We start from the raw sequence: 23,334 nt of genomic DNA on the forward strand, positions 1-23,334 counted from the left end.
AAAATCAATAGCCTAGAAAACTATTAACCACCACCACCGCAACCGCCACCACCACCACCACAACCTCCGCCACCGCAGCCACCACCACCGCAACCTCCGCCACCGCAACCACTACCACCGCAACCACTGCTACCGCAACCACCACCACTGCTACCGCAACCACCACCACTGCTACCACCACCACCACTTCTAGCAGATGTAAATATCACAAAGATCACAGAACCAACTACTATCAAGAAAAACCAGAATCCTATAGAATTTTGAGAACTTTGAAAACTTTGGGAATTGCTATTATTTGATGCTAATAAAATCTGAGAATTGGTGAGGATTAATGTCAAGGTAAACAAAAATGCCAGATAAAATTTTGGGGGAAGAAAACGAGAAATATTTATGTTTGGTGACTTAAATACAGGTTTGGGTAAAACCCAATTTTTGTGAGTATCTATCCGCTGAAAATTAGCTTCTTTATCAAAACGAATATGAGAAGCTGGCCAAATATCTATGGGTGGAGTTTCTCCAAAAAACTGTTCGTAACTGGCTACAGTATTCAGATACCAATTATTAAATTTATTATATTCCTTGTCACCACCACGAGTGGGGCCATGATCTAGTTGTGTGCCTAATATTCTGCAAAAATCATCCCAATAAGATTGGGTATATGTTAAATGTAAATGCCAAACTTGATCTACTTGATCAGATGGTGTAACTGGATGTCCAGCAAAAACAGCAATAACTGCAAACTTTTTATATTCATCAATTACACGCTGAGTATATTCAATTGTCCAGTTATTCTCCCTTGCTAATCTCTGACTAAAAGAGAAAGAAACGTTTTGTTCATCTAAAGAAAATTCTTGAAGACGTTGATATAATTCTGCTTGTTGAAGATTCATAGATTTTGGGAATTAATTTTTGGTTCTATGAGTTCTTCTGTGCAGACAGAGTTATGTTATCTATATCTTTACAAAACTTTACAAATATAAAAAAATATAAAGACGGGAAATTTCCCGTCTCCAAGATGAACTAGCGAAAATGGTTCAGTTTGATGGTGGTTATAATTTAACTTGCTCCAAATGACTACGGGGGTTATATGTACGGATAGCCCGGATTTTCTCATAATATTCCCGCTCTTGGGCGCTGAGGTCTTTTGGAGGTGCGATCGCTACTTTTACAAGCTGATCACCACGTCCACCTTTAGCTAGAGGCCAACCCTTACCACGTAAGCGCAGAGATTGACCAGAACGCACACCTGCCGGCAGCTTAACATTTACATTGCCATCGGGTGTAGGTACATCAATAGTAGCGCCTAATGTAGCTTCATCTGGTGTAATTAGCACTTCACAAACGAGATTATCACCCTCAATTTGGAAAAAAGAATGAGGTTGGAGTTCTACCTTTAAATATAAATCTCCCCGTTGTTGAGTCATGGGGTTGATTTGACCCTTACCTCGCACCCGGAGACGAGTACCAGATTTAGCACCAGCGGGAATGCGGACATCAATTGTTTCGTTACCTAAGTTAAAACGTTTTTGAACTCCAGCAAATGCTTCTGCAAAAGTTAACTTGATCACAGCTTCCGTATCTTGGGTAGCACCTACACCAGCATCGGGAAACCCAAAATCATTAAAACCGCCAACACCACTACTAGGTCTACCGGTAGAAGTGCGATAAGAATAACTTTGTCGTCCACTGCGAGGGCCAGCAGCACCAAATAATTCATTTAAAAAGTCATTAAAACTGCCGTATTGACTGAAGTCAAAACCGTTCATATCAACGCCAGCACCGCCACTGGGGAAGCCTTCGCCAGCTTGTTTCCAGTATTGACCGAATTGGTCGTACTTTTTGCGCTTATCTGGGTCTGATAAAACTTCGTAAGCTTCGTTAACTTCTTTGAAGCTTGCCTCTGCCTGTTTGTTACCGGGGTTGACATCAGGGTGAAACTTGCGGGCGAGTTTACGAAAAGCTTGTTTAATTTCTTCTGGCGTGGCAGTCTTACTGATTCCTAAAATTGCGTAATAGTCTTTAAAGTCGGTTGCAGCCATCTACCAGCCTCCTATACAAATTTCTGTTATGTTTTTTTCTAAGATATGAGATTTACTCTTTGCCAGCTATAGTTCTGGGCAAAAGATTCTGATATTAAATTAACAAACAATCTCAAAACTCAAGTGGGGTTCTCGCTCTCACTGGCAGGGCAATTCCCGTACTAAGCTGTTAAACCAATAAGAGTTGGACATTGAGGTAGGCTGGGGTGCAGGGGGCTGGGGAGAAGGATTAACGCTTTTTCCACAAAATGAAAAATATGCAATTTAAATGCCGATTAGCTGACTTCGCTTTCAGGAAAGTAAATCAGCCGATCTAATCCTTCTTCTAAGCTGGGGGGTGCATCTCGGAGTTGGCGATGCATTCGCAAAATTATTTCCTCTGGAACCTGGCGAATCCGCCTTTTATTGCGTGCTAAACATAGCCAAACTGGGGTTTTTACCCAAATCCCAGTAATGTGAGTAAAACCCAAATTACGGGCTTGGATAATGAGTTTACGGCGATCGCATCGTTTGGCGTTGGTAGCATCAAAAATTACCCCTCTATCTGCCCCTGTAGCTTGTTGAAATTGCCTCTCTATTTCTCCCCAAATCAACAGCCACGCCCCTTGAGTCGCTTCTGAGCCAAAGAGTTGCCCCCTGATAGCATCTGTAGAAATTAGCTGCATCTGGGGGCTTTCTGTCAGTAATTGTTTTGCTAAAGTTGACTTACCGCTACCAGGAAGACCAATCAGTAAGATGAGTTTTGTCATTTGTCCTTTGTCCTGAGTCCTTAACTAATGACCAATGACTAATGACTAATGACTAATGACAACTAACTAAATGATTGTACCGTCCTGAATTACGGCGTTTTTAAGGACAACTACAATACCACTGCGAATGTAGAAACCTTGACTTTCTCGTTCGGCTTCTTGCACATTGTCTTTATTGATAATTTTCACATCATGACCGATGCGGGCATTTTTATCAATAATGGCACGACGAATGATCGTGTCTGTACCAATGCCTACAGGGATATCACCTACTTCGAGGCTACATTGGCGTTCTACAGAGGGTTGGTAATAATCTGCACCCATGAGCAGAGATTCTTCAATCACACAGCCTGACTCAATACGCGATCGCACTCCCAACACTGAATGCTGAATCCGGCAATTTTTCAAAATGCAACCTTCGCCAATCATCGATTCTGTGATTTGGCAATTTAGCAGTTTAGATGGAGGTAAATACCGAGCGCGAGTATAAATTGGCGCTTTTTCATCGTAAAAGCTAAAGGGCGGCATTGGTTGCTGGGTTAGAGCTAAATTCGCTTCATAAAAAGCTTCGATGGTTCCAATGTCTTCCCAGTAATCATCAAACAAGAAAGCTTGAACGTTGTGATCTTTTGCCGCATCAGGGATGATTTCTTTGCCAAAATCAGTCCGTTCTAAAGATTCTTTCAATAACTTGATCAAAACATCTTTTTTAAAGACATAAATCCCCATCGAGGCGATATATGGCTGTAATTCGGCTTGTTCTTTTGTCAAACCCAGTACGGTAGTATCTACACGCATTTGGGCTAAAGCCTCACCTTTGGGTTTTTCGCTAAAGTCAATTACCCTACCGGAATCGTTGATTTTCATCAAGCCAAAATCCGACGCACGGCGATCGTCTATGGGGATGACAGAAAGGGTAATATCAGCATTTGTATCTCTGTGGCGCTGGATAAACTGACGGTAATCCATCCGATACAGGTGATCACCAGAAAGAATCAGAAATTCTTCTACATCCCAATCCTGTAACATCCAGATGTACTGACGCACAGCATCAGCCGTACCTTGGAACCAGTTAGGATTTTCTGGGGTTTGTTGTGCTGCTAACACTTCCACAAAACCATCGCTAAACCCGCTAAAGTTGTAAGCACGGGCAATATGACGATTCAGAGAAGCTGAGTTAAACTGAGTGAGAACGTAGATTTTAAAGATTTCTGAATTGATGCAGTTGCTAACAGGGATATCTATTAAGCGGTACTTCCCAGCAACTGGTACTGCTGGTTTAGCACGGAGTTTGGTTAGCGGATAAAGTCGAGTACCCGCACCCCCACCAAGAATGATTGCTAAGACTTTTTTCACAAAATTTCTCCGAACTGCCTTTCAACTCTCACCTACAGTTTAGGACTGTATGTGGCAGCTGATAAGGGGGGATCAAAGAATCTTGAGAAGGAATTTTCCAGATTCCTGTTAATCATGAACAGCGCTGCTCATAACTCAGTGATCAGAACATCTGTATTAGTTGAAGGGAAAGATACCGCCAGGGTAAGCTTGGGGGTGATAGCTGCGGTTCGATTGCAGTTAGAGGCTAACCGCTAAAAGAGCGATTGCTTTCCGCAAACAATTATTGATTAAAGATGAACATTTGCTTGGAAACTGGTATACATTTATCTACGCTGTTAGATTTTGTTAAAACTTTCTTCATCATAATAGGCGGAGTACTTGCTTTTGCTAGCTACAAAGGTCAACATCAACAAAGAGCAATAGATAACAGCCTTAAATCGCTTGAACGTTTCGAGAAATCTATCCAGAAGGAAGATCTAGAAATCTGGGAAGTTATATGCTATCGAGCCTACGAAAGTGGTGGAGCCAAGCCAGGGCATTTTGTTATCTACTCTAAAGAAGATGAAAGCAGTCAAATCCCGCTTTATAACCTATTTATTCCTGAAGGACAAGGACTTTGTATACCTGAATCTAAATTAAATTTAGATGACCAAAGTTCAAATCTTGAATTAGGCTCCGTGCGGCGTATAACAGAACAGTTAAATCTGATAAGTTATGAAATTTTATATGGAAATGTAGAATTAAGGATTATCTATCAGGAGTTAGGTCAGATAATGGCTACTATATTCCAATGGATAGATGAAATTGAGGATAAAGATACAAAATTATCTACGCAATCTATGTTCCCTCACTTTATTAAAATGTATCGCAAGCGTCAAGGCATAATCAAGAATCTTCCTAGCAGACCTTACGTTAACTTCTGCTGATGCTGTGCAGCATTTCATATAAATTTGATGCCCAACATTATACATTATAGCCACTGCAAAATCTCTATACTGACGCATATTGGGTTTATAAAACGCTAATTTTTTGGTGGATGACGTTGACACAATTCTACATATTCCGTCAAAATTCGCCTGATTATTTTGGGATATTCAGTTAATTTATCCATTACTTAGTTTCCTCTGCTTCTGTATCTATAACAACGAGTAGAATATAAAAAACTCAGCGTACCTCCGCGCTTACCTCAGCGTACCTCTGCGTTTAAAAACTCCACACATCCTCAAAACTAAACTTATGCAAATTCAAACACCAGACTGGGTTAAACACGCCGTTTTCTACCAAATCTTCCCCGATAGATTCGCTAAAAGCCAACAACCACATAAACGATTATTAAATAATGCAAAATGGGAAGATTGGGATGCAAAACCCACACTCCAAGGTTATAAAGGTGGAGATTTATGGGGAATTTTAGAACAATTAGACTATATTCAAAGTTTAGGAATTAACGCTATTTACTTTACACCCATTTTTCAATCTGCTTGTAATCACCGCTATCACACCCATGATTACTATCAAGTTGATCCAATATTGGGAGGAAATGAAGCATTTAAAGAATTGCTAGATGCAGCCCATGAACGCAATATTAAAGTAGTTCTTGATGGAGTATTTAATCATGCGAGTCGGGGTATATTCTCTTTTCACGACATATTAGAAAATGGACCACATTCACCTTGGGTAGATTGGTTTAAAATCGAAGGCTGGCCACTTGCACCATATACAGGTGATGCACCTGCTAACTACGAAAGTTGGGCGGGAATTCGTTCTTTACCAGTATTTAACCATGATAACCCAGATGTGCGCGAATACATTATGGAAATTGCCGAATATTGGATTAAATTCGGTATAGATGGTTGGCGATTAGATGTACCTTTTGAAATCAAAACTCCCGGCTTTTGGCAAGAATTTCGGCAAAGAGTAAAAGCCATAAATCCCGATGCTTATATTGTCGGGGAAGTGTGGAGAGATTCCCGCGAGTGGTTAGATGGAAGCCAATTTGATGGGGTAATGAATTATTTATTTACTGGTCCAACCATTGCATTTACAGCAGGCGATCGCGTAAACTTAGAACAAGTAAAAGGACGTGATTATAAAACCCATCCACCATTATTTGCTGCTGAATACGCCGAAAAAATTGAAGATTTATTAAAACTTTATCCTTGGGAAATTCAGCTAACACAACTTAATTTATTAGCAAGTCACGATACAGCCAGATTGATTACCATTGCTGGTGGTGATATTGCAAGTTTTGAATTAGCAACTTTACTTTTATTAACTTTTCCCGGTGCGCCAAGTGTGTATTATGGTGATGAAGTTGGTTTACCTGGTGGGTTAGATCCAGATTCTCGTCGTGGTTTTCCGTCAGCAGAAAATTGGAATTTAGAAATTCTCAATCTTCACAAACAATTAATTTCTCTACGTCACAAATACGAAGCTTTGCGAATTGGTGAATATCAAGTTCTTTATGCACGAGGAGAATTATATATCTTTGCCAGAACTTTGGAAACTGAGGAATTAATTATTGCTGTGAATGCGGGTACAGAAACTGCAATAGCTAACGTAGATTGTAGTAGTTTAAAAACTCAACCGCATCAAGTTTTATTTGGTAATGGAGAGGTGAAATGGAATGGTAAATTTGTGGGTTTAACCATTCCACCGCGTACTGGTTGCATTTTGGGTTAAATATCGAAATGTCGGTGAAAGCGATTGTCGATTTTATTTGTTTTTTGCTGATTACAAGTTAAGCAGAGAGTTTGTAAATTACTAATATCGTTTTTACCACCACGAGACAAAGGGATAATATGATCAATGCTGAGATGAGTTTCTCCAGAGATTTTACCGCAGCTTTGACATTGATATTTATCCCTTTGGAAAACGTAGGTTCTGACTTCTGGGGGTATGGGGATTCGTGGAGTTTTGGTCATGATTTTTTTTCACGCAGAGACGCAGAGACACAGAGGAGAGAAAATAAGAGTTATGATGTAGCATCGTTTATCATGCGTCGTAAATCATCAAGGGGTGATTCTGGTTCTGTGATTACGTCTTTTTCGCAAGATTGTTCTATCTCTTCTTCAGCATAAAATTCAACGCTGAGTTTAAATTTTAATTTACCTTTCTTCCAACATTTAGAACCTAAGTTTAGTATTTTGACATCCATCCCTTCTGTAAAACATTCGGTACTATAATATCCTTCTTCTAAATAATCAATATTTTCCTCCCTTAATAAATTCCAGAATTGTTGTAAAAATTCTTCATTATCAGTAAGTATTTCTAATGCTTTTTGCAATTTACTAACTTTATAAATTAAATCATTGCATTCAATCACATCATCTTCATTAAACTCTATCAATTTAAAGTTATCTTCCATGTCTTATCACCTTTGCGTCTTGGCGTGAAAAAACTCTTATCTTGTATCTAAACCTGGCGATTATAAATCGCGTCTATACGAACAAAGTCCACCTACATGGACTAATTAATTTATGATGTAGCATCATTTATCATACGACGTAAGTCATCAAGGGGTGATTCTGGTTCTGGGATTTCTGATGTTTGTTCAATTTCCGGTTCATCTGGACAAAATTCTAGAGAAATTTTCATTTTAAATTTTCCTTTTTTCCAATTTTGACCAGGTTTCAAAATCTGACAATCAACACCCTTAATCATCCAATCAGCAGTATTCTTTACAGAAGGTAAAACTCGACTATTTATAGATTTTAATTGCTTATCTAATTCATCCAAACCACCACCAATTAAAAATATATTCAATAATGCTAAGTGCAATTGACTTGTTTTGAACAAACAATCATTAAAATCTAGTATAATCTCAGTTTTCACAGAATCTAGAATTTCAAAATTATCTTCCATATCTCTCCCTCTCTGTGCCTCCCTTCGGGTTCACCAGTCGCCTGCGGAGGGAAACCCTCCTGCAGCGCTGGTTCACTGCGTCTCTGCGTGAAAAAAATAAATCATAGGTGAAAACAGAAAAACCCTGAATTCACCCAAAATATTATACATCTTTTTCACAAATTAATTTAGCTACATCACCCTCATAGAACCACGAGTTACACCCAATTGATTTTGCAATTTCAACTCTCTCCAAATTTGAGAACCTGTGATTTCTCCTTGCAAAAGTTGTTGATAATAATCTATGGTTTTGATCACTTGTTCTGGTGTTTCGTTGAGAAATTCAATTCTTAAATGTTGTAAACCCAAACTTATTAATCTTTGTACATATTCTGCACCAGTTTGTGCAGTGCCGTTATATACTGTATTTCTACATCCTGAATCGGCTTTGAGGATGTGTTCACTACCGACTCTGTCTTTAATTTTGACTTCTTGTTTTTCGCAAGGTCTACCACAGTTGGTGTAATCTGTTCCTGTAGAGAGGAAAGCACAAAATACGCAATGTTCCATATGAAACATGGGTATATGTTGATGTATTGTCACTTCAAAATTTTGTGCTGGGTAATTTGTAATTAAATCTTCGAGTTGGTTAATATTTAAATCGTAGGATGCTGTTAATCGTTCTAAATTAAAGCGTTGTTGAAAGTAATCTGCTGTTAAAGGATTAGCAATATTTAAGGAAAAGTCAGCCACACATCTTTCATCAGCGAAATATTCTAATTGGTCATAATTTCTGATTAAATAACCATCAGCATTAGCAGCACGAACTTGTTTTAAAATCCAGGTTTCTCCTGGTTTACTTATCCGAGGTGGTGCTACAAAGATGCTGACATCTTTTTCATATTCCCGCACTATTTTTACGGCTTCTTGATAATTGCGAGGATTTTCAAATTCACAATAAACTGTTTTGATATCTGCTGTTAATGCTGCTTTTAGTTGTTTGATGTTTCTAACTAAAATAATCAGAGAAGGTAAAGCTGGAATAGGTGTAGATTTAGAAGTAATTAAATCTTGCCATTTTGCATGATGATTTAATTGCCAAAGTTTGGGTTTCTTTCTTAATTCTTCTAATTGGGTGACTAGTTCCCGACGCATTCGGTTTAATTCACTCACGGGTAACATGATATTACCGTTGAGATGATTAATGAAAGTGTCTAAATAGAAAGGAGTATTCCCTAAACGTCCAAATTGTTCTTTTACCCTTTCTGTAGTCAGGGGTTTGGTGTGTGCTTCTACAACTAATATTTCTGATTCTACTTGAACTATATTACCAAATTCATCACGAGCGATCGCAATTAATTTTTCTCCAATTTCCCCATATACATCTATATTAATAGGTTTAGGGAATTGGGGATTTTCTCCAGTATAACTTTGACGGATTTCTTTATCTAGTTCTGGATCATTTGTCTTCCAAACTTTATCACCTATATTTATCCGTCGAAAGTTCAAATTATTTTTGCCAAAACTTAATAGTGCGTCTTTACCTTTTTGGATAACTGCATATATTCTTCCCCCTTCTTCCTTGGTTTCTGGATGTCCACAATCAAAAACAATCCCGTCACCTGGTTTAACTGGTGCTTCCAGTTTCACGGTAATTTGTTCATTGTAAATGCGGGTAACTTCTCCTAAATAAACACCGCGTTTTTTTCCAAATCTGGCGTGAACAAGTTCTTGATTATTAATTCCCTCAAACCAACCTGTATATAGTCCGCGAGAAAATGCCATTTCTAAATTATATTGGTCTTTACGCAACCCGGATGATTTCTGTTGTAGAGACGTTTCAGGCAACTTCTCTACATTCGTTTTCATTATTCTATCTAAAGCTTTTCGATAAACTTGGGTAACGTTAGCAACATATTCTGGTGCTTTCAAACGTCCTTCTATTTTTAAACAAGTAACTCCAGATTTTACTAATTCAGGTAATACTTCCAACCCGGCTAAATCTTGAGGACTAAGTAAATATTTGCGATTATCTAAATTGACAATTTCTCCATCTGCAATTAAATCATAAGGCATTCGGCAAGCTTGAGCGCATTCTCCACGATTTGCAGAACGTCCTCCTAATGCTTCGCTGGTTAAACATTGTCCAGAATATGCGACGCACAAAGCACCGTGGACGAAAACTTCTAAAGGTAAAGAAGTATTCTTTTGGGTAATTTGTTGTTGAATTTTATTAATTTCTGCAATCGAACATTCCCGTGCTAAAACTACCAATTGACAACCGAGAGATTTTGCAAATTCTACCCCCGCAGCGCTGGTAATTGTCATTTGAGTAGAAGCGTGAATAGGAAAATCAGGGGAAAGATGACGAATCAGACGACAAATACCCACGTCTTGAACGATGACAGCATCTACACCCGCAGAAATGATAGTTTTGAGGTATTGCTGTGCTTCCGTTAGTTCCTGGGGGAAAATCAGGGTATTCAGGGTGACGTAACCTTTGACTCCTCGCAGGTGCAGAAATTCCATTAACTCAGGTAAATCTGCTTGTGTGAAATTCTCAGCCCGCATTCTGGCGTTAAACTTATCTAAACCAAAGTAAATCGCATCTGCACCATTTTCTACTGCGGCTTTCGCGCATTCCCAATTACCCGCAGGTGCTAGGAGTTCGGGGAGTTTGAGGATAGGTGTGGAGATGCTTGTCATTTGCTTTAGTCAGGGTGATGTGAGTTTATAGATTGTATCTAAGTTGGGGGGTGGTTGGGGGAAGGATAAGATCCCCAACTTCTCATTTAATGATTTCAATAAATGATTAACCAGTGTAAGCAGTCGGGGATCTGAGTTTTATAATTGAATACCTAACTTCAGAAAAAACACCTCATTTCTTATATACCCTCAGAATTGGGGTTACTTTTGGATTTTGGGGGTTACTCAGGTTTAATCTATAGGTAGTTCTCAAAAAATCTTCATTTTTGTTCCCTTTAACTGTGACTATATAATGGTTGAGTTTAGATTTGTCTTGCTCAAATTTTTCAATCAATTTATTTTGCAGTATTTCAGCGTTTTTCAGTCTTTTGGGTAACTGTCTACCAATTCCTAAACAGAATACTCCTGTATTGTCAGGAAATGTATATACTTGTAAGTAGTATGACCGATTATTGGATTTAAAGTGATTTGTTAACCAAATATATCCTCTATTTTGGGGAGTTAGTTTTGTAAAAGTCTCTTTGGTTCTCTCATTAAAACCACAATTTCTATCCATAATTGGTTCACCAGATATTACGGGTTTTGAGAGAGTGACTACAAATGTAGAACATAAGGTTAGGGTTGCTAAGTTCCCAGCGATAAATTTTGACAGTTTCAATATCAGAAACTCCTGTGCTTTTTGTATATTAATGGAGACTGTTTTTTCTCTGGGAAAGTTTCATCTCCCAAACGTTCTGTTCATAGGTTATTGCAATGATTAAATAAGAAGTCGGGGATCTGGTTTGAATACCCTACAAAATTTGATGAATACTCTCAACGACTTGTTCAATAAAGTTTACTGCATCATTACTGGTTAGTTTTAATTGAATCTGTGACATCACATGGTCTAATTGATGTCAAGCGCAAAAATGAACTACAAAATTTGTTCAAAAATTCTAAAATACCGCTGGTAATAGTGACAGCTTTCCTTAACCGCAAAGCAATGAAAGAGTATTTACCAGAAATTTCCTGGGAAACTGATGTATGGGTAGCAGAAGATGCAACTCATTTGATTCATTTCAATGGTGAACATCTTTTGCAACCTGATCAGGTATAGAGATGATATCTAACTATAAATCATACAAAACTGCTGACACCTCCTACTCTAGCAAAAATAGAAAATTCTCAAGAGTTGTATAAAAAATTAGATAGTAAAATGTAAAAAAGTATAACAAACACTCTAAATAATCTACAATCAGGAACTAAACTGTTTTCTTGCCCTAACTCGGTAAAATAGTATATTTATGCAAATTAATGTCAAAATATTTACTGTTAATAAGCGGTTTCCCTTAACAATTAGTCGAGGAACAACGGCACAAACGACAAACATATGGGTGCAAATTTCCGAAGATGGAATTGAGGGTTGGGGAGAAGCATCACCCTTTGGTGTTGGTAATCATCGGCAATCTACTGATACTATCCAAGAAAGTTTGCTGCAAATTACACCAATATTGCAAAAATTCCACCCTTGGCAAAGGCAGGAAATTGAAGAATTATTAACTCAAAAGCGGGTTCCTTCGGCTGTGAGGGCGGCTTTGGATATGGCGCTGTATGATTGGATGGGTAAGAGTGTAAACTTACCTCTGTGGCAAATCTGGGGGTTAAATCGAAATGCTATAGTTCCAACTTCGGTAACAATTGGCATTAATTCCCCAGCAGGTGCAGCGGCTAGAGCGCGGGACTGGTTACAATTTATGGATGTGAGTTTGTTCAAAGTCAAGTTAGGTTCAAGCGAAGGGATAAATGCAGATAGACAAATGCTATTAGCGGTGCGTGAAGAAATCGCCGGAAAAGAGTTATTTGTAGATGCTAACGGTGGTTGGAGTTTAGCAGATGCGATCGCTATGTCTCTTTGGTTAGCTGATTTGGGTATAAAATATATAGAACAGCCACTCCCACGCGGACAGGAAACACATTTAGCCACTCTCAAGGAGCATTCACCTTTACCCATCTTTGTCGATGAAAGTTGCTTTACTAGCGCAGATATTCCCGAATTAGCCAACTATGTAGATGGTATCAACATCAAGCTGATGAAATCTGGGGGATTGAGTGAAGCCATGCGAATGGTACATACAGCGAAGGCGCATGATTTAAAAGTGATGTTTGGCTGTTATTCTGATAGTACTTTGGCAAATACAGCAGCATCACAGCTTGCACCCCTAGCTGATTATTTAGATTTAGATAGTCACCTTAACTTAATTGATGACCCCTTTACGGGTGCATTAGTCAAAGAAGGGCGAATTTTACCGAACGATTTACCTGGTTTGGGGGTACAATATAGTGCGTTTGCCGCTTAATCAAAGAATAGCAATTTTACTGCATGAAGGACTGAGTGGGGCTAATGGTAAAACGGGGTTATCAATTTTACGCTACAGTGAAGCCCCAGTTGTCGCAGTCATAGATCGGGAGTCTGTTGGTAAATCTTTACCAGAATTAACAGGTATCAAGCGCGATGTGCCAATTGTGGCATCATTAGCCGCAGCTTTGCAGTATCAGCCAGAAGTGCTGGTAATTGGTATCGCTCCCAAAGGTGGTTTAGTCCCAGATAATTACTGGCCTGACATTAAAGATGCTCTGAAAGCAGGAATGTCTTTAGTGAATGGTTTACACACACCTCTAGCTAATATCCCGGATTTAAATGCCCTACTGAAACCAGGACAAATCATTTGGGATGTGCGAAAAGAACCAGCTAATTTAGATGTAGCTTCGGGGTTAGCACGGACTCTTCCCTGTCGTCGGGTATTGACGGTGGGTACGGATATGGCTATTGGCAAAATGTCCACTAGCTTAGAATTACATTGGGCTGCAAAATTGCGAGGTTGGCGTTCCAAGTTTTTGGCAACTGGTCAAACTGGGTTAATGTTAGAAGGTGATGGTGTCGCTTTGGATGCTGTACGCGTAGACTTTGCTGCTGGTGCGGTGGAACAGCTGGTGATGCGTTTTGGTAAACACTACGATATTCTGCAAATTGAAGGACAAGGTTCTCTATTACATCCTGGTTCAACTGCCACTTTACCTCTAATTCGTGGTTCTCAACCAACGCATTTAATACTAGTTCATCAAGCTGGACAAACTCATAACCGCAATAATCCTCATGTCCCCATTCCACCGTTACCAGAAGTAATTCGGATGTATGAAATTGTGGCTAGTGCGGGTGGTGCTTTTGGTACAGTTCCTGTAGTGGGGATAGCTTTAAATACCAGAGATTTAGATGAATCTGGGGCAAGGAGTGCGATCGCTCAAACTATAGCCGAAACCGGTTTACCTTGTACAGATCCAGTGCGTTTTGGTGGTGGGGTGTTGTTAGATGCAGTCATGCAGAGTTAAGGCACTAATACCGTTTTTTCGGAATTAAAAGTTAAAATAGGACTTACGCAAAAACTCTCCCTTTCTTCTGATTCCGTCCTTTTCTGTGCCTTATCTGCGGTTAGCTATTCCGTAACTCCTGCGTAAGTTCTCAACCAGAAGAAAAAAATACACTTTTAAAATGAACCAATTCTAAAATTCTCCGTCACTGGAGATATGAAGAGATTTTAGAGGTTGTATTATGTTATTGCCATCACGCCAAGTTTTATTTTTGAGTAGTTTGAGCTTATCCTTACTTATTGGTAATTCTGTAGCCTTAGCTCAAACTGACGGTGTTGTTGTACCAACAGTACCATCAGGCTCATCAACACCAGTTGATACATCTACAGATACGCCTATTGATACCACATCTGCTACTGGGGCAAGATTTAGCTGCCAATTCTACAATGGTAAATATACTGTCATGTATCAGCCAGAAAGTCAACCAGGGCAATTTTTTGCTTGGGCTGCACCTGCTTCTCTAGGTGGTGGTTGGACTCCCCAAAAACGTTGTGAAGCGATCGCATCTCGCTTAGAATTATATCGCCCCGATGGCTTACAAGAACTGGATATAGCCAGAGAAAATAACGAAAACATTATCTGTGTCACTACTGAAGCTAACTCCGCTTGTCGAATTCTGCTCACAGTACCCCGTGATAAAGACCCCTACGCTATTCGCAGCAGTGTTTTCAACAACTTGGCCACTGCTGACAACGGACAGGAAACCATAGCTGTGAATACTTATACTAATCGCGGTAGGGGAGGCACAAACGAATTATTCAATTTTGGTCGCACCCTCCTAGGTGGTAATAATCGGGTAAATTCCTCCAGAAGTGGCATTAATTTGAAACCTTTTCTAGATCCCAAAGATGGTGGTACAGCCAAAAATCTCAGAAATGGAGTATCTATCGGTCGTCAGTCTCAACCACAGAACCGTACTATCCTCAATCCTCGGTTATTCCGCTGATGTATGCTGTATCTTAATTAGCTTTTTTGCGGTGAAATAATTATTAATAAATACAGTTTTAGCTTCTTTGTATGTATCTATAAAGAAGCTTTTGCTTTGTTTTTAGCTTGAAAAACTGGCTAGTATAAATTTTTAGTAAAAATATCATGCTATGTCTCGACTATTAAAGGTTTTCATCCTACAGTAATTGGTGAGCAGTTAATAAAAAGCAGAATTTGTCAAGAGCCAAAAGTAAGAGTATTAATTTATAAGTGACTGTCATCCGGACAGATTGTGCAGTTTTCAGTGTAAATCAATACTAGTGTTAAAATTTTAACAAGGAACAAATAAATGACAATATCATTTAGCGCACCCAACGACTTATCCGCCGGCGATCGCCCCTATTCTTTAGCGACAGCAGATTTTAACAAAGACGGCATCCTCGATGTAGCAGTAGCAAATACTGATGATAAAACAGTATCTATTTTATTGGGTAATGGTGCAGGTAGTTTCAACTTATTTGGTAGCTATAGTGTAGGGTCTACATGGAATCCGGTTTCCATAGCTGTATTAGACTTGAACGGTGATGGCAACCTAGACATAGCATCAGCAAACGTAGACTTGTCAAATATTCTTGTTGCTAACAGTGATGTCTCCATATTATTGGGTGATGGTACAGGGGCTTTCAGCACAGATCCCATCAACTACCCCAATTATGATGTTTCAGGACCAAGTGGGCTGAGTGCGATCGCATTAGGAGACTTCAACGAAGATGGCATTTTAGACCTGGCAGCGGGTACACTTGCCAGCAATAATGTCTCAATCTTCTTGGGCGATGGTGTATCCAACTTTTCAACTGTTTTTGATTATAGTATTGGTAATACTACCCGTGCGATCGCTCTTGCTGATTTCAACGATGATGGCATTGTAGACATAGCACAGGTCAAATCCGGTCAAAGCAAAGTCTTTGTGCGATTAGGAATTGGTCAAGGTAGCTTGGGTGAACCAACTTCCTTTGGTACTGCCGCTGAATTCACCGTAGGAACAGAACCTCGCTCAGTAGCTATAGCAGACATCAATGGTGACGGATACCTCGACTTATTAGTAGCAAACAGTGATGATGATAATATTTCATTACTATTAGGCGATGGCACAGGCAGTTTCGGCGCTGCTACCTACTATGCTGCGGCAGATGGTTCTCGCGCTGTAGCTGTAGCAGACTTTGACGATGATGGCAAACTTGATCTAGTCGTAGGTAACGAACTCGACGACACTATTTCGGTACTGTTGAATACAACTACCGGAGACAATTTTGTTGGGAATACTGGCGATAACTACTATGTTGTTGATAATATAGGTGACGAAATTGACGAAGGTTTTAATGGTGGCACAGATACAGTTAGAGCCTCAGTCACATACATCTTGGACGACAACGTAGAACGTCTGACTTTAGCTGGAACCAACAATATCAACGGTACAGGCAACGACCTGAATAACAATATCACAGGTAATGAAGGCAATAATATCCTTGATGGTCGTGGTGGTAACGATTCTCTTTACGGTGAGGCAGGTGATGATACCCTAATTGGTGGTGATGGTAACGACAACCTCTTTGGTGGTCAAGGTGCTGATGAGCTAATTGGTGGTAACGGCAATGACACCTACTTTGTTGAGGATGCCGGTGACGCAGTTACCGAAAATATCAATGGTGGCATAGACACAGTTAACTCCTCTGTCTCCTTCATTTTAAGCGACAACGTAGAACGTCTGACTTTAGCTGGAACCAACAATATCAACGGTACAGGTAACGTCCTAAATAACAATCTCACAGGTAATGCTGGCAATAATATCCTGACGGGTAATGGTGGCAACGACTATCTTTACGGTCTAGCAGGTAATGATACCCTAATTGGTGGTTTGGGTAATGACAACCTCAATGGTGGTGCCGATAATGATATTTTCCGCTTTAATAGCACAAATGAAGGGATTGATAGAATTCAAGACTTTTCATTAGTGGGTACTGACGTTATTCAAATATCTGCTAGTGGGTTTGGTAATGCTTTGACTGCAAACGCGGTTCTTGATATTTCTGCTTTCCGTTCTGGTGCAGGGATAACCACAGCTGATACTGGCGCACAAAGATTTATTTACAACACTAGCAATGGTGCTTTGTTCTTTGATGCTGACGGGAATGGCGCTGGTAATAAGATTCAAATTGCCGTATTCTCTGGACTACCTACTCTTAGTAATAGTGACTTCTTTGTTATTGCCTAATGAGAGAAGTCTAATTTCATACTAGCCCTGGCAACTACAGTCGCCGCTATACACACAAAACCTTCACCAAAAAGCCCTCACTTTAAAAGAGTGGGGAGCTTAGGAAAAAGCAAATCTCCTCTGGCTGTAAGGCTTTTAGCCACGCAAGAGGACTACCCTCCTCTCAGGCTGATCCTATGTTTGTTTAGCCACAGACGCTGATTCTGTAAAGCTTTTCAGAACTTAGTGAAGGTATTGTTAGGAGATAATTGATTTCGTGAAGTTACCGGCTAGATTTGAAAGTTTTGTTGATTTACTGCCAGTTTAAGCTTGCAAATTCAAAAAATTGTGATAGTTTGGTACGATAATATCCAAATACGGATGCCCTTGTGATTAAGTTTGACAAGAGCATATTCGGTTATTGCTATGATTTATAGCAAGCATCTAAGCGCGTAGTAAGAAAAAATGGGACGAAGTTATAGATAACTACGTAACCTTAACCCATAGATAAACTGCCTGCAATCTGTTTCTACTATATTTTTGGACAGCAATTAATAACGGTGGTAACTCTGCTTACAAGTGATATGAATTCAGTTCTGCAATTTGGCGATAGCATACTCACAGCCTCAGAAGTTCTGCAATCATTGGCAAAATACCAGTTAATGCCACTATTGCTCAGAGAGGTGGTGATTGATCAAGCGATCGCACAGATTGAGTGTACGCCACAAGAAGAGCAACTGGCCTGTGAACAGTTAGCCCAACAATATCAAGGGCGACAAGAACAGGTAATAAGTTCCGAACAGTTAAATACTGTCGCTATTCGCCAATTAAAACTAGAGAAGTTCAAAGAAGCGACTTGGGGACTAGATTTAGACTCTTACTTTTACCAACGCAAAGCTCAGTTGGATCGAGTTATCTATTCTTTAATTACCACTTCTGATATCGGTATTGCCCAAGAAATCTACTTCCGCATCCAAGAAGGAGAACAGTCCTTTGCTCAACTAGCGCGGGAATACGCCGAAGGCCCTGAAGCCCAAACAGATGGTTTAGTCGGTCCTGTAGAATTACAATCTCTTCATCAATCTCTAGTCAAAATTTTATCTGTTAGCCAACCACAGCAAGTTTTTCCGCCGACTCAAATAGGAGATCGGATCGTGATTGTGAGATTAGAAAGACTACTACCCGCTCAACTGGATAGATCGACGCGTCAACGATTGCTAAACGAACGTTTCCAGGGTTGGCTACAAACACAAACCGCCACACAAAACTGGCAAATTCAACCATCAGAAGGATGAATTGGCTGAAATATTAACCATAGTAAATTAATTTTCATAAACATGACTTATATTAAGAACGTTTTTGAAGAATTTCTCATCACTGTTGAAGGATTTGAGCAATTATCAGCAGCGGAAGCAAACAATCTATTATCACAACAGCAAGCTTTACGCTACCGTATAGGTCAAAAAATCATCAGTAAAGAAAAACTACCTGATCGCATAGCAATTCTTTACGAAGGACGAGTCAGGCTGTTGGCATATGATCCCCAGACACAATTGCCAATTACTTTAAAAATACTAGAACCGGGAGCAATAATTGGCGAGATTAGTTTATTGCGGCAGATTGCTTGTGAAACAGCGATCGCATCCACCGAAGTCATCTGCTTAACTTTCAGCACAGTAGATTATTTACATCTTCTGTCCCAGAATCCAGCATTTGCCAATGCGCGTCAAAACTCTAGTCACCTGATAGAAATATTCGATGTTATTAGCCCGCAGTTAGCCCAACAAGCTAACGCTGGTTTAAATCTCAAAGAAATCTCTCAACAAGCTTTATTAGGCGCGAAAATACATCAACTCCCACAAGGAAAAACCCCTTTTAGCCAACTAGACAGTGGTAGTATCTGGTTTGTTAGCGGTGGTGGTACAGTAGCTAATTTTCCGCCCGGTTCTCGGTTAGAATCTACCAGCGCCAAAGATGTTTTGGAAGTAACGGGGAATGTTCCTGCTCGTTTACTGGGTATAAATCCCATAGATTTATTATTCCTGGATGATCATCAAGCAGAGCCGGAAATTCCAGCCAATCAAAGAGCAATTATCGATGAGTTAGAAATTCCCTACGCCACAACAGAGGAAGTTTTCCCATCACCATCTGACACACCACAAGTTAAGCAAAAACATCAAAACTACCCATTTTTTCGCGGACAGGGCGAATTAAATTCTACCCTGGCTTGCTTCCAAATGCTCGCCAAGCACTTAGGAATTCCCCTGCGGAAAGAGGTAGTGCGTCGCATCTTAAACGAGCAAATTAAACGCCAAACTGGTATATCCTTTCAACTTTGCGCTTATTTAGCCGAATTAATCGGACTCAGATCTCAATTAGTAGATGTTCCCGCTGCTTCCATCACACGCATCCCTACACCAGCACTAATTCAATATAGTGATAGTTATGCTGTTATCTATGCAGTAGATGCCAATACAGTAGTTTTGGGTGTGCCATCTAGAGGCATTATCCGCTGCAAACCGGGCAAACTACTAGAAGAATTAGAAACTGATGACAGTAATTTGCAGCCGCAAGCCAGGGTATTACTACTCAGCGCCACCCAAGAAACACCCCAAGAACGCTTTGGGTTACGCTGGTTTTTACCCTATTTATCAAAATACCGACGAGTACTTATAGAAGTATTTATTGCTTCTTTTTTCGTACAACTGGCAGCTTTAGCCAATCCCCTAGTTATTCAGTTAATTATTGATAAAGTCATCGTCCAAAATAGTATTAATACCCTGAATGTTTTAGGAGTTTTACTATTAGCAGTTGGTGTATTTGAAGCAATACTAACTACACTGCGGACTTACTTATTTGTAGATACCACCAACCGTATTGATATGAGTTTGGGGTCACAAATTATTGACCACTTACTGCGGTTGCCACTACGCTATTTTGAACGCCGACCGGTTGGTGAACTATCTACTCGCATCAATGAATTAGAAAATATTCGCCAGTTTCTCACAGGTACGGCGCTAACCGTGGGATTAGATGCATTGTTCTCGGTAGTTTATATCGTTGTCATGCTGTTTTACAGTTGGCAACTAACCATAGTCGGTTTAGGAACAATTCCCCTATTTGTGGTGATTACATTAATTGCTGCCCCCACAGTCAGCCGACAGTTACGAGCCAAAGCTGAACGCAACGCCGAGACTCAATCTTATTTAGTTGAGGTCATGTCAGGCATTCAAACAGTGAAAGCGCAAAATATCGAATTGCGATCGCGCTTTTCCTGGCAAGAACGTTACGCTCGGTTTGTGGCCGCAGGCTTTAAAACTGTGATCACTTCCACCCTGGCTAATTCAACTAGTCAGTTTCTCAACAAACTCAGCAGCTTACTAGTTTTGTGGGTAGGAGCTTATTTGGTATTACAAGGAGAGTTAACCCTAGGGGAATTAATCGCCTTTAGAATTATTTCCAGTTACGTGACTAGCCCAATATTACGTTTGGCACAAATCTGGCAAAACTTCCAAGAAACCGGGTTATCTTTAGAACGTCTCAGCGATATTGTTGATACACCACAAGAAGCAGAAATAGACAAGAACAACATTCCCTTACCTGCAATCTCTGGTGCAGTTAAATATGAAAACGTTTCTTTCCGATTTGCCCCTAGTGGACCACTGCAACTGAATAATGTTAGCCTCGATTTCCAGGCTGGTAAATTTGTCGGTATTGTTGGTCAGAGTGGTTCAGGTAAAAGCACAATGATGAAGTTGCTGCTGAGACTTTATAACATCGAGTCCGGCAGAATTTTAATCGATGGTTACGACATTAGCAAAGTAGAACTTTATTCCCTACGTCGGCAAATTGGTGTCGTTCCTCAAGATCCGTTGTTGTTTGATGGCACAGTTCAAGAAAACATTGCCCTGACCAATCCTGAAGCGACAACAGAGGAAATTATCGAAGCCGCGCGGATTGCTGTAGCCCATGAATTTATCATGAACTTACCCAATGGCTACAACACACGAGTAGGTGAAAGAGGTTCAGCCCTTTCTGGTGGACAAAGACAGAGAATTGCCATCGCCCGTTCGATTTTACAAAAACCCAAATTATTAGTTTTGGACGAAGCTACCAGCGCCTTAGATTATCCCACCGAAAGACAAATAGGACTCAATTTAGCCAGAGCATTTCAAGGAACTACCGTCTTCTTTATTACTCACCGTCTGAATACTGTTAGTAATGCAGATGCGATTATCGTCATGGATGCCGGTAGGGTAGTAGAGCAAGGTAGCCATCACGAATTAATGGCGGCTAAAGGGCATTATTTCTACCTTTATCAACAGCAAGAAGTCAATTTGTAATTTTTAGGGGTGGGATTTCCTCACCCTGGAAATCACTTATTTAAACTATTGACTTAAATTTTCAATCCCAAACCTCAAATCTAAAATCTAAAATTGTTATGACTCAACTTAATGGTAATCACGTCAACGGTAACGGCAACGGCAACGGCAACGGCAACGGAAAAAAGCAAACTGTACAACTACTAACACCTCCAAAAAAGGCTAAAAAAGATTCTTTAATTAATCCTTATAAGGATAGCTTTGATCAGTCTGTAGTCTTGCGTCAATCTCCCATGTGGTCACGTACCATCATGATCACCTTAATGGGGTTAGCCTGTTTTGGGATTGTGTGGGCTAATGTTGCGAAAATTGAGCAAACAGTTCCCGCAACAGGTCAATTAAAACCAGAGGGAACAGTCAAAGAAGTACAAGCTCCTATTAGCGGTGTTGTTAAAGCCGTTTATGTTAAAGATGGACAATCAGTAAAGCCAGGAGATTTACTCTTGACTTTCGATTCTATTGCCACCTTAGCTGAATTAAGTTCGTTAAATAAAATTCGCAGCGCCTTAATTCAAGAAAACAATATTTATCGGCGTTTAATGGGAGCAAGTACAGGTATAGAATCAGAATTGGACTTTTTACGGAGTAAATTGCCAGCCGAAGCTGCTTTTCTTCTCAAAAGTCGAGCCTCATTAGTAGCAGCAAATGAACTACTCCGCGCTCAATTAAGAAATTCAGCACCTAATGCAGGGAACGGAATCGATGAAGAACAACTTCTCATCACCGCTAAAACAGAATTAGATTCTCGGTCTGCCGCAGCCAAGTTAGAAGTTGAAAAAACCAGAAAACAACTATCTCAAACAATACTAAAAAGGAAAGATACTCAAAATAGTTTGGTAATTCAACAAGGTATTTTAGAGAAACTCAAAATATTAGCAGTAGAAGGGGGAATTTCTCAGCTTCAATACCTGAATCAGCAACAACAGGTACAAACTCTCAAGGCAGAAATTTCACAATTATTTGAAGAAGAAAAACGCCTCCAGTTTGATATTCAGAAAGGACAACAGGAAGCAACTAATACAGTAGCAGCTTCTGATAAAAATGTTCTGGATAGGATAGGTGACAACAAAAAACGCATTGCGGAAATTGATAGCCAGTTTATGAAGGTTGTTCTCGATAACGAGCAGCGTTTGGCAGATATCACCAGCAAGATTTCCCAAACACAATTAAATGTCAAATATCAAGAACTCCGCGCTCCTGTTGCAGGGACTATATTTGATATGCAAGCTAAAAATCCTGGCTTTGTAGCGAATCCCACACAAAAGCTACTGCAAATCGTGCCAAATGATAAATATGTAGCTGAGGTATTTATCACCAATAAAGATATTGGGTTTGTACGCAAAGGCATGAACGTAGATGTGAGAATTGACTCCTTTCCTTTCAGCGAGTTTGGAGATATCAAAGGTAAGGTGATTGATATTGCTTCAGATGCTTTACCCCCTGATCAAAATCATCAATTTTACAGATTTCCAGCTAGAGTTAGTTTGAATAAACAATCCCTGGGAATACAAGGTGGAAGTATCTCTTTACAGTCGGGTATGTCAATTACTGCTAATATTAAAGTGCGTGAAGAACGAACAGTAATGAGTTTGTTTACTGAGATGTTTACCAAGCAATTAGAGAGTCTGAACGAGGTGCGTTAATATTTCAGCAGTCAGCAGTAAAACCAATTTGATGCTGGGCTTTGTAACTAA

General features: G+C 39.8%; 20 protein-coding genes. 11 read left to right on the plus strand and 9 right to left on the minus strand.

The window, feature by feature from the left end; all coding sequences use genetic code 11:
- Positions 1 to 23: 23 nt before the first annotated feature.
- The 4 genes from H6G68_RS16860 to H6G68_RS16875 all read right to left on the minus strand — a co-directional run bounded on the left by H6G68_RS16860 (position 24) and on the right by H6G68_RS16875 (position 4,144).
- On the minus strand, positions 24 to 890 hold the full coding sequence (locus H6G68_RS16860) for a glycine-rich domain-containing protein (protein ID WP_190907675.1): 867 nt from the start codon (positions 888 to 890) through the stop codon (positions 24 to 26).
- 159 nt (positions 891 to 1,049) lie between these two features.
- Positions 1,050 to 2,039 (minus strand): DnaJ C-terminal domain-containing protein, encoded by a 990-nt coding sequence (locus tag H6G68_RS16865; RefSeq protein WP_190907676.1) that lies wholly within the window; start codon positions 2,037 to 2,039, stop codon positions 1,050 to 1,052.
- 275 nt (positions 2,040 to 2,314) lie between these two features.
- Positions 2,315 to 2,788: an AAA family ATPase gene (locus tag H6G68_RS16870; RefSeq protein ID WP_190907677.1), complete on the minus strand. Its 474-nt coding sequence runs from the start codon at positions 2,786 to 2,788 to the stop codon at positions 2,315 to 2,317.
- 66 nt (positions 2,789 to 2,854) lie between these two features.
- Complete coding sequence (locus tag H6G68_RS16875; RefSeq protein ID WP_190907678.1) at positions 2,855 to 4,144, minus strand: glucose-1-phosphate adenylyltransferase; 1,290 nt, start codon at positions 4,142 to 4,144, stop codon at positions 2,855 to 2,857.
- A 114-nt stretch (positions 4,145 to 4,258) separates the two neighbouring features.
- On the opposite strand from H6G68_RS16875, the gene H6G68_RS27655 reads away from it, so the two are divergent.
- Together H6G68_RS27655 and H6G68_RS16880 are read left to right on the plus strand one after the other, a co-directional pair.
- Complete coding sequence (locus H6G68_RS27655) at positions 4,259 to 4,381, plus strand: hypothetical protein (protein ID WP_277925536.1); 123 nt, start codon at positions 4,259 to 4,261, stop codon at positions 4,379 to 4,381.
- 38 nt (positions 4,382 to 4,419) lie between these two features.
- Positions 4,420 to 5,052 carry a hypothetical protein gene (locus H6G68_RS16880; RefSeq protein WP_190907679.1) on the plus strand — a complete coding sequence of 211 codons (633 nt, stop codon included), beginning with the start codon at positions 4,420 to 4,422 and terminating at the stop codon, positions 5,050 to 5,052.
- Positions 5,053 to 5,147: 95 nt separating this feature from the next.
- Here the strand turns inward: H6G68_RS16880 and H6G68_RS26955 are convergent, their stop codons facing one another.
- Entirely contained in the window at positions 5,148 to 5,237 is a 90-nt protein-coding gene (locus H6G68_RS26955) for a XisI protein (RefSeq protein WP_242045298.1), read from the minus strand.
- 125 nt (positions 5,238 to 5,362) lie between these two features.
- Here H6G68_RS26955 and H6G68_RS16885 point away from each other — a divergent pair, with 125 nt between their 5' ends.
- Entirely contained in the window at positions 5,363 to 6,808 is a 1,446-nt protein-coding gene (locus tag H6G68_RS16885) for a glycoside hydrolase family 13 protein (protein ID WP_190907680.1), read from the plus strand.
- Here the strand turns inward: H6G68_RS16885 and H6G68_RS16890 are convergent.
- From H6G68_RS16890 to H6G68_RS16905, 4 genes are all read right to left on the minus strand, one after another.
- Positions 6,805 to 7,050, minus strand: a complete 246-nt coding sequence (locus H6G68_RS16890) for an HNH endonuclease (RefSeq protein WP_190907681.1) — start codon at positions 7,048 to 7,050, stop codon at positions 6,805 to 6,807. The genes H6G68_RS16885 and H6G68_RS16890 overlap by 4 nt on opposite strands.
- A 50-nt stretch (positions 7,051 to 7,100) precedes the next feature.
- On the minus strand, positions 7,101 to 7,493 hold the full coding sequence (locus H6G68_RS16895; protein ID WP_190907682.1) for a KGK domain-containing protein: 393 nt from the start codon (positions 7,491 to 7,493) through the stop codon (positions 7,101 to 7,103).
- Positions 7,494 to 7,603: 110 nt separating this feature from the next.
- On the minus strand, positions 7,604 to 7,990 hold the full coding sequence (locus H6G68_RS16900) for a KGK domain-containing protein (protein WP_190907683.1): 387 nt from the start codon (positions 7,988 to 7,990) through the stop codon (positions 7,604 to 7,606).
- A gap of 171 nt (positions 7,991 to 8,161) precedes the next feature.
- Entirely contained in the window at positions 8,162 to 10,675 is a 2,514-nt protein-coding gene (locus tag H6G68_RS16905; RefSeq protein WP_190907684.1) for a U32 family peptidase, read from the minus strand.
- A gap of 838 nt (positions 10,676 to 11,513) precedes the next feature.
- Between H6G68_RS16905 and H6G68_RS16910 the strand changes: the two genes are divergently transcribed.
- From H6G68_RS16910 to H6G68_RS16945, 8 genes are all read left to right on the plus strand, one after another.
- Positions 11,514 to 11,771, plus strand: coding sequence for a BsuBI/PstI family type II restriction endonuclease (locus tag H6G68_RS16910; RefSeq protein WP_199332630.1), 258 nt, complete (start codon positions 11,514 to 11,516; stop codon positions 11,769 to 11,771).
- Positions 11,772 to 11,958: 187 nt separating this feature from the next.
- The gene (locus H6G68_RS16915) at positions 11,959 to 13,011 is read left to right on the plus strand and encodes a dipeptide epimerase (RefSeq protein ID WP_190907685.1); all 1,053 of its coding nucleotides are present in this window, start codon (positions 11,959 to 11,961) and stop codon (positions 13,009 to 13,011) included.
- A complete protein-coding gene (locus H6G68_RS16920; RefSeq protein WP_190907686.1) occupies positions 12,995 to 14,041 on the plus strand; it encodes a DUF1611 domain-containing protein in 1,047 nt (348 codons plus the stop codon). Before H6G68_RS16915 ends, H6G68_RS16920 begins: the two co-directional genes overlap by 17 nt.
- 220 nt (positions 14,042 to 14,261) lie before the next feature.
- Positions 14,262 to 15,026: a COP23 domain-containing protein gene (locus tag H6G68_RS16925; RefSeq protein WP_190907687.1), complete on the plus strand. Its 765-nt coding sequence runs from the start codon at positions 14,262 to 14,264 to the stop codon at positions 15,024 to 15,026.
- A gap of 330 nt (positions 15,027 to 15,356) precedes the next feature.
- The gene (locus tag H6G68_RS16930; protein ID WP_190907688.1) at positions 15,357 to 17,279 is read left to right on the plus strand and encodes an FG-GAP-like repeat-containing protein; all 1,923 of its coding nucleotides are present in this window, start codon (positions 15,357 to 15,359) and stop codon (positions 17,277 to 17,279) included.
- 563 nt (positions 17,280 to 17,842) lie between these two features.
- Positions 17,843 to 18,553 (plus strand): peptidylprolyl isomerase, encoded by a 711-nt coding sequence (locus H6G68_RS16935; protein ID WP_190907689.1) that lies wholly within the window; start codon positions 17,843 to 17,845, stop codon positions 18,551 to 18,553.
- A gap of 42 nt (positions 18,554 to 18,595) precedes the next feature.
- Entirely contained in the window at positions 18,596 to 21,601 is a 3,006-nt protein-coding gene (locus H6G68_RS16940) for a peptidase domain-containing ABC transporter (protein WP_190907690.1), read from the plus strand.
- Positions 21,602 to 21,699: 98 nt separating this feature from the next.
- Positions 21,700 to 23,283 (plus strand): beta-barrel domain-containing protein, encoded by a 1,584-nt coding sequence (locus tag H6G68_RS16945; protein ID WP_190907691.1) that lies wholly within the window; start codon positions 21,700 to 21,702, stop codon positions 23,281 to 23,283.
- Positions 23,284 to 23,334 lie beyond the last annotated feature (51 nt).

The organism is Anabaena catenula FACHB-362 (assembly GCF_014698735.1).
Lineage (GTDB): Bacteria > Cyanobacteriota > Cyanobacteriia > Cyanobacteriales > Nostocaceae > Anabaena > Anabaena variabilis_A.